Raw genomic sequence first — 8,408 nt, 5'->3', positions numbered from 1 at the left:
AAATGACTCCTTGTGGTTTTTTCTTCTATTTTAAGAAACTGCAGCTTCCTGAGAAAATCGTTTCCCCTGCCAAGCTCTAGATTTCCAACGGTAATACATAATAATTCCTCTAGCCCATTCATCTGATATAAAGGCAATCCATACTCCAACAAGTCCGAGGTCAAAATGAATACCAAGTACATAAGCGATTGGAACACTTATCCCCCACATTGACAGAATCCCAATATAGGTAGGGAAACGAATATCTCCAGCCGCTCTTAAAGATCCAATGATAATCATATTGTAGGCTCTACCAGGCTCAAGTAGGATGGTGAGTAAAATAAGTGTGCCCCCCACCTCTAGTATTCTTTCATTTGATGTAAAGATGCCAAGTAATTGATCGGAGAACAAGGTAAAGACGACCGCCATCAATGTAGAAATAACGATACCGTAATAATGCAAGCTCTTTAAGCATCTTTTGTATGCCGAATCATAATCCTTTGCTCCTACCATATAGCCAACTAAAATTTGCGTCCCCTGACTTACCGCTAAGCTAAATAATAAAATAAGCATCATAAGATTTTGTGCATACACTTTTGTTGTTAATGCTTCTGTTCCAATCATTGTGATAAAAAATGTGATCACCATTTGAGATGTATTATAAGACAATTGTTCGCCAGCAGTTGGTATTCCGATATGAAGGAGATTTTTGATATGATGCGCTGGCAGTTTGAACAAAGTTCTTAGATTAAGAGTAAAGTGAACACGTTGCTTTAAAATATAAAGAATAACAAGTAACCCAATAAATCGCGATACAACTGTCGAAATTGCAACACCTTGAACACCTAATACCGGAATACCAAAAGGTCCAAAAATAAATAAATAGTTTCCTATAACATTAATTAAATTCATCCCGATTGTCAGGTACATCGAATCCTTTGTATAACCATAGCTTTTTAGAATAGCACCAGCTGTCATAATTAATGCTTGAAGAAAAGAAAACCCTCCAACAACCTTCAAATAAAAAGTCGCTTCTGTCATTAGCTCCTGTGGTAAATTCATCAGTTGAAGGATATCTTCACTAGCAATGACAATGACGACACTAATGAGGATACTAAATAAAAGATTTGCCGAAAGAGAAACAGATGATATTTCTTTGGCGTCTTTATAATTGTTTCCACCTATATATTGAGCAACGAGAATGGTTGTTCCTGTTGCAATAAACCCAAACATCACAATCAATAGAAATAATATTTGATTTGAAACACCGACAGCTGCTACAGAATTATCTGAATATTGACTGAGCATTAATGTATCAGCATTTCCCATTAACATGTGAAGCATGATTTCAATAAAAATTGGCCATGTTAATGCAAATAATGTCATTTTACGATCTTGTCTTGTTGTCGACATTTTCATCTACCTCCTTACTACATGTCGATAATACTTAATAAGTTTACAGAGATTGCAGTATAATGGAAAGAGAAGATGACGATATAATTTGGAGAAATACGACTTAAAGGGTGATGATGGTTGTCTTATATTGAGTTTCATGTTCCGGCTTTTCCAACCTTAATAAAAGGGGGATATGCCATTTTTGAAAAGGGGAAAAAGCATTTTCAGAGAACATTTACTGTGTTTGATTTGATTTATGTAAAGTCCGGGGAGTTATTTCTAACAGAGGATTCTGTTCCTTACTCCATTGGCAAAGGTCAATATATCATCTTAGTTCCCGGCTTTGAACATTTTGGTCATAAGGGGTGTCAAGTGAGATCAGAATATTATTGGTTTCATTTTGTTATTCCGACTAATTATGAAATTGTAGAGGAAGGGATTACAAACTGGGCTGAAATTCACGAGTCTCAAGGTGATTATGAACATCCTCCATCTTATAGACTGTCAATTCCATGCTATGGTGAGATTGAAAATACCAGCTTTGTGGAAACAATGTTTCATCAATTATTAAATGTTGATCATCAAACACCAGATTATCAATTAAGACAACAATTGTATTTTCAAGAATTTCTTTTACACTTACAAAAGGAAGCGTGTAAAATCCCTTCTGCTGCTGAAAAGGTGGTAGAAGAGGCAGTAGCCTATATTGAAGCACATTATAAGGATGAGGTGAAAATGGAGGACATTGCGAACGCCCTTCATTTTCACCCTGATTATATAACGCGCTGTATGCAAAAAATTGTAGGTGAGACACCAAATCATTATTTGAACAAATATCGGATGAATCAAGCTAAGAAGTTGTTAGCAACAACAGATCAAAAGATTGCCAATATTTCTAAGGAAGTTGGTATTTTGGATTCCACCTATTTTTCAAAACTGTTTAAAAAGATGGAAGGGCTAACTCCTATTGAATATAGAAAGGTTATTCTTAGGAGATAAAAAGATAACTTATTTCTTAATGTGCAAAAGAGAAAAATCATAACCATTAAGTGTAACTGATAGTTGATCAGAATGAGCTGCGAACTCTTCTGATTTCCATAAATCAAGAATGGTGCGGTCTTTAAGTTGAAGAGGAAGCTGAACCGTTTGGCTTTCTGGATGATTATTTATGACAACAATTACAATCTCCTTGTTATTTTCTCTTTGGAAACAAAGAGAGTTTTTATTTTCATCGTATGATAAAATTCGAAATTGCCCTTCGTTACCGAGGATAGGGTATTGCTTGCGAAGATGAATTAATTTTTTCATGAATGCCAGCATATCCTGATCCTGCTTGGAGGAATCCCATTCCATACATCCTCTGCATCCAGGATCTTGGTCTCCGGTTAACCCAATTTCGTCCCCATAATAAATAGAAGGGGAACCGAAGAAGCAAAATTGAAAAACGGATAAAAGCTTTACTTTTTGCTTATTCATCTTTGCTAGATTTAATATTCTAGGTGTATCATGGCTTCCAACCATGTTAAATAATGAATGATAGACAGGCTTTGGATATTGATGTAAGAATTTTTGTAATGCAAAAGTGAAATGCTGTGCATTGATAACATCATATGCGAAAAATTGATGAAGCAGATTTGCCAATGGATAGTTCATAACAGCATCAAATTGATCCCCTTCAAGCCATGGCATAGCATCATGCCATACCTCTCCAACAAGATACACCTCAGGATGAATGGCTTTCATTGCTTGACGAAAATCTTTCCAAAATTGATGGTCAATCTCGTTCGCCACATCTAACCTCCAGCCATCAATGTGGCACTCTTTTATCCAATATTCCCCAACTTCAAACAAATACTTTCGCACCTCCGGATGCTGAGTATTTAACTTTGGCATTGATTTCTCAAAGGAGAAGGTTTCATAGTGGATGTCACCAGATGGGGTAAAGCTTATATGAAACCAATCTTTGTATTGTGAGGCCTCACCATTTTCAAGCACATCCTGAAAAGGAGGAAAGTCCAGTCCACAATGATTAAAAACAGCATCAAGCATTACACGAATTCCTCTTGCGTGGCACTGGGCGACAACCTCCTTCATATCCTGTAAGCTTCCAAACTGTGGATCTATTTCCAAATAATTCACCGTGTCATATTTATGATTTGAATTGGCTTTAAAGAGTGGTGTAAAGTAAATTCCATTTATCCCTAAGTCCACTAAATAATCAAGATGCTGAATGACTCCTTGTAAATCTCCGCCAAAAATAGAATCTGTGGTAGGTTTTATGCTATTCCATGGTAATGTTGTTGGAGGATCGTTCAAGGGATTTCCATTTGCAAATCGATCAGGAAAGATCTGATACCAAACGGTGTCTTTTACCCACTCAGGTGCATTGTGAGCGTCTGAACTATGGTGGTAAGGCAAGCAAAAATAAGCTGAAAAATCATGATGAACATGATCGGAAAATTCCTTTTCTGTAAAAAAGAGTTCTTCATCAGAGCTTTTTAAGTAAAACGCGTATCGTAGGCGCTTTTGTGGCGGGAAAATGGCGGTTACCCAATAATCAAATAATCCATCTGTTCCGCTTTGCTTCATTCGTACAGAGGTATACTTCCAGTGACCTTGATCAAATTCAAAAGGATCTCCATATACGAGTGTGACAGATTCAACGTCTTGATGCTTTGTACGAAGTTGAATGTGAAAAGACCCATTACGATCAGGATAAGCAAACTGGTCTTTCGGACGATGGTAGATAGCTTCTTTCAGCATGATAACTCCTTTACCTTAATAGAATGTGTACTACCTAAGCTTTTTCCAATTATAAAAAAGGATATTCATATCTCTAGAAAATGTATAGGGGTAAAAAGCAAAATAAAATTTGACGGTATATGGAGGAAAGAGATACTCTTAAGAACGTAGAGATATAGAGTATAGGAGGAACGGAACAAATGTTTAGACAAGCTATAAAACCTTTGCTTATTCTGTTTCTTCTTTTTAGTGCATTCCCGGTAAGTGCAGCTGAAAAAGGAGAAAAGGCTTGGCAGGATGAAATTGCTTATTATGTAGTCGTTGATCGTTTTAATAATGGAAACCCTAAAAATGATGGGGATGATCTCGATTTTGAAGATCCAACAGCCTATCATGGAGGGGATATTGAAGGGATTATAAAAAAAATCGAGTATATCCATAAAATGGGATTCACCTCAATGATTCTATCACCAATTTTTAACGAAGAAAATACATCTAGCGAAGTAAAAACCATCGATGAGCATGCCGGGACAGTGGAAGATGTAAAGCGCCTTGTCGAAGAAGCACATAAACTAGAGATGAACATATTATTAGACTATGGTGAAATTGATCCAAACATGTCCCAATCAGCAGCATGGTGGATGAAAGAAACAGGCGTGGATGGGTATTATGTTGACAAAGCAGACAGTATTGATCAGAATGTTTGGAAAGATTTTCACCAAAATATGAAAGAGCTAAACGAGGATTATTACCTAGTAGGTTCGATAGACTCTGATGATTCAAAGATCATGTCCTCTTATATTGAAAGCGGATTTGATTCCATTCTCAATCATTCCTTTTATGAAAAATCGGCAAGCGTGTTTGCTCATGTCGATCAGCCTTTTCAACCAATGACAGATATCGTGGCCAAATCTTCACCTTTACTAAGTACATATGTGGATAGTGATAACACGGTTCGCTTTACAAGACATGCAATTGAAAATAATCAACATCCAGGTGTTCGATTGAAAATGGCTTTCTCATATATGTACACCATTCCTGGAACACCAATTGTCTATTATGGTTCTGAAATTGCGGTTGATGGGGGAGAACCACCAACAAATCGTCCTTTAATGAACTTTCAATCAGATGAGGAATTGATTGATTATCTTGGAAAGTTGTCCATTGTTAGAAAAACGTTTCCTGCTCTAACATATGGCGACTATCAGGTTTTATATGAGAAGGATGGCATGATTGTTTTTAAACGATCATATCAAGATGAATCTCTTATCGTAGCCATTAATAATACGACTGAAACTCAAAAAGTGAAAATATCAGCCTCTGAAATAGCAGAGGATAAAAAACTTGAAGGCTTGCTAACTGGTGATACTTTTGAGGAAGAAAATAACGAATACGAATTCATCATAGATCGCGAAATAGCCGAGGTGTATGAAATAAAAGAAAAGACAGGGCTAAACATACCATTTATCAGTGTCTTTATTATTGTTCCAACATTGTTTATTTTATTTCTAATACTGGCTTATAAGAGAGGTAATAAGAAACCAAATTTAAAATAGGGACTGTCACAATTGACAGTCCCTTCATTTTACCCATTAACGATTTTCCCGCCATTAACATGAAGTGTTTGCCCTGACATATAAGAAGAATCATCACTGGCTAAAAAGACATATGCAGGTGCAAGTTCCTCGGGTTGTCCAGGTCGCTTCATTGGTGTATTTGCTCCGAAAGTAGCCACTTGATCTGCTGGAAAAGTAGATGGAATGAGAGGGGTCCATATCGGACCAGGAGCAACTGCATTCACACGAATTCCTTTGCCAGCGAGATTAAGGGCTAATGAGCGAGTAAATGTTGTAATAGCACCTTTGGTTGCTGAATAATCAAGTAATTGCTCATTTCCAGCATAAGCTGTTACCGAAGAAGTATTGATGATCGCACTTCCCTGTTTTAAATGGGGGAGAGCAGCCTTTGTTAAATAGAAAAATGAGAAGATATTTGTTCTAAATGTACGTTCGAGTTGTTCACTCGTAATATCTTCAATTCCTTTTTGAGGGTGCTGCTCAGCAGCATTGTTGACTATAATATCGATTTGTCCAAATGTCTCAACTGTTTTTGCTACAACTTGCTGACATACAGATTCATCACCGATATCTCCAGGAATCAGCAAGCATTTTTGTCCTGCTGCTTCTACATACTGTTTTGTTTCTTCTGCATCCTTTTGCTCATTTAAATAGGAAATAACCACATTAGCTCCTTCTTTTGCAAAAAATACAGCGACAGCTCTTCCAATCCCACTATCTCCGCCAGTTATAACAGCTACTTTATTTTTCAATTTTCCGCTTCCGGTATACGTTTGATCATCGAATGCAGGTTTTGGATTCATTAAATCCTCATGGCCAGGCTGAACATCCTGATGCTGTGGCGGCAATGTTTGTTTTTGTTGATTTTGATTATTACTCATTGTTTATACCTCCTGAAGTTTCATCGTTTACCTATTATGTGAAAAAAATGAAAAAGTATGTTCATGGAGTAGTATTTCTATTCCCAAGAAAAGAGGTGCTTAAACTAACGAGGCTTTTTGCAAAATTTTAAACATAAAAAAGAAGCCCCATTTGAGGGCTTCTTCATTATGATTGTCTTAAATTTGTTCTCATCTTACCTAAAATTTGTCTGACATGATTCAGTTCTTCAGTGGTAATGTTTTGGCATAGAACCTTATTGAACTCCATAGCAATGGGGATAATATGTTCACTTAGTTCCTCACCTTGTTTTGTTAAATATAAGCGTTGAACACGGCGATCCTTTGGGCAATTTAATCTTTTTACAAAACCCTTTTGCTCAAGTCCAAAGGCCATCCTGGCAATATTTGTTTTATCTTTATTTAATTTTCCTGCGATCTCATTTTGACTAAGGCCATCTTTTTCCCAAAGTAACATCATAATTAAATTTTGTTCTGGAGCTATATTAAAGGGGGATAATTTATTTTTTATATATCCTGTAAGCTCTAAGTCGGTTTGATGGATATAAATACTAATAAAGTCGTTTAACGTAAGTGTCATTTTAGATAGACTCCTAATACATTCTAAATATTGATAACGTTTAAAATAAGTTTAGTGATAACTGACTTTATTGTCAATTTCATGGGGAATTTTTTAGAGATTTCCAGCAGTATGGCAAATAGAAAGAGAGAGGTTATTGGGGAAAATAAAAAAGCGAGTGATGACACTCGCTCTTAATGTTTATTATTAAAACTTGCTTGCTAATTCAGTAGCTTTTTTGATACCTTCTTCAATGATCTCACTTGCACGATCTGGGAATTGATTATGACCTTCAATAATCACATCAGCCGTATTCGTAATGCCCCAGAATGCTAATACATTTTTAACATAGTTAACAGACATTTCTACAGATGCAGCAGGACCTTCTGAATAAACTCCGCCACGAGCGTTTAAAAGAGCCACTTTTTTCTCTGAAAGTAAGCCTACAGGACCTTCAGGTGTATATTTGAATGTTGTACCAGCTTGTGATAAATAATCCATGTAAGTGTGTAAAACAGCTGGAACTGTGAAATTCCAAAGTGGGAATGCGAAAACGACCTTGTCAGCGGCAACGAATTGATCTAAGTACTTTTGCACTAAATTTGCTGCTTTTTCTTCTTCAGCTGTTAATTCCATTCCTTTTGCGCGCTTAAACATTCCATTAATCGCATCTACTCCATAATAAGGAAGGTTTTCTTGGAATAAATCAAGCTCTGTAATGGTATCTTCTTTATGTGTTTCTTTGTAAGTGTGTAAAAAAGCATCATATAACTGAACACTTACAGCCTGTTCTGCAGGACGTGAGTTTGCTTTAATAAATAATACGTTTGACATATTTTTTCCCTCCATTTTCTTGATGAGCAGCAACTAAGTTGCTAGTTTACTATTTGTTAGTATAGTAACTTTTGGAAAATCTCAAATTGATTTATTTTGACTAAGAGAAGTTGCTATACATACTAATGTGCATTCTAAATAATATTGATCATCATGTCAACGATATTGTCTTGGATACATGAGAAATTATATCGCATTTGTTTGGGAAGGAAGTCAGTCAAAAGGATGAGATTTTGTCGATAGATAGTCCTGTTTTGATGTGGGTAGCTTCGATGTTGAATTGTGTCGAATGATAGATTCATGAGGAAAGTTGAGAGATTACTGATCAAAGTTGAAAGATTATCCAAGAAAGCTGATAGAAATTCCTTTAAAGTTGATAGATTATTGACGAAAAGGGGAGGCCAGGCATAAGTTTACAGACAG

7 protein-coding genes are annotated in these 8,408 nt (G+C 36.2%); 2 read left to right on the top strand and 5 right to left on the bottom strand.

Going from position 1 to position 8,408, the window contains the following annotated elements:
* Positions 1 to 30: 30 nt before the first annotated feature.
* Positions 31 to 1,392: an MATE family efflux transporter gene (locus tag AC4GZ8_RS25960; protein WP_491084775.1), complete on the bottom strand. Its 1,362-nt coding sequence runs from the start codon at positions 1,390 to 1,392 to the stop codon at positions 31 to 33.
* A 120-nt stretch (positions 1,393 to 1,512) separates the two neighbouring features.
* Between AC4GZ8_RS25960 and AC4GZ8_RS25955 the strand changes: the two genes are divergently transcribed.
* A complete protein-coding gene (locus AC4GZ8_RS25955; RefSeq protein WP_491084774.1) occupies positions 1,513 to 2,373 on the top strand; it encodes a helix-turn-helix transcriptional regulator in 861 nt (286 codons plus the stop codon).
* 9 nt (positions 2,374 to 2,382) lie between these two features.
* Here the strand turns inward: AC4GZ8_RS25955 and AC4GZ8_RS25950 are convergent, their stop codons facing one another.
* A complete protein-coding gene (locus tag AC4GZ8_RS25950) occupies positions 2,383 to 4,137 on the bottom strand; it encodes an alpha-glycosidase (protein WP_491084773.1) in 1,755 nt (584 codons plus the stop codon).
* A 179-nt stretch (positions 4,138 to 4,316) separates the two neighbouring features.
* Between AC4GZ8_RS25950 and AC4GZ8_RS25945 the strand changes: the two genes are divergently transcribed.
* Positions 4,317 to 5,672, top strand: coding sequence for an alpha-amylase family glycosyl hydrolase (locus AC4GZ8_RS25945; protein WP_491084772.1), 1,356 nt, complete (start codon positions 4,317 to 4,319; stop codon positions 5,670 to 5,672).
* Positions 5,673 to 5,701: 29 nt separating this feature from the next.
* Here AC4GZ8_RS25945 and AC4GZ8_RS25940 read toward each other — a convergent pair whose 3' ends face one another.
* The 3 genes from AC4GZ8_RS25940 to AC4GZ8_RS25930 form a co-directional block, all read right to left on the bottom strand.
* On the bottom strand, positions 5,702 to 6,574 hold the full coding sequence (locus tag AC4GZ8_RS25940; RefSeq protein WP_491084771.1) for an SDR family oxidoreductase: 873 nt from the start codon (positions 6,572 to 6,574) through the stop codon (positions 5,702 to 5,704).
* 166 nt (positions 6,575 to 6,740) lie between these two features.
* On the bottom strand, positions 6,741 to 7,172 hold the full coding sequence (locus AC4GZ8_RS25935) for a MarR family winged helix-turn-helix transcriptional regulator (RefSeq protein WP_491084770.1): 432 nt from the start codon (positions 7,170 to 7,172) through the stop codon (positions 6,741 to 6,743).
* A gap of 186 nt (positions 7,173 to 7,358) precedes the next feature.
* Positions 7,359 to 7,985, bottom strand: coding sequence for an FMN-dependent NADH-azoreductase (locus AC4GZ8_RS25930; protein WP_491084769.1), 627 nt, complete (start codon positions 7,983 to 7,985; stop codon positions 7,359 to 7,361).
* Positions 7,986 to 8,408 lie beyond the last annotated feature (423 nt).

This window comes from Metabacillus sp. RB-C-LZQ-3-1 (genome assembly GCF_058315175.1).
The sequence above is the reverse complement of the archived record's forward strand: the minus strand, read 5'-3'. Positions and strand labels throughout refer to the sequence as shown.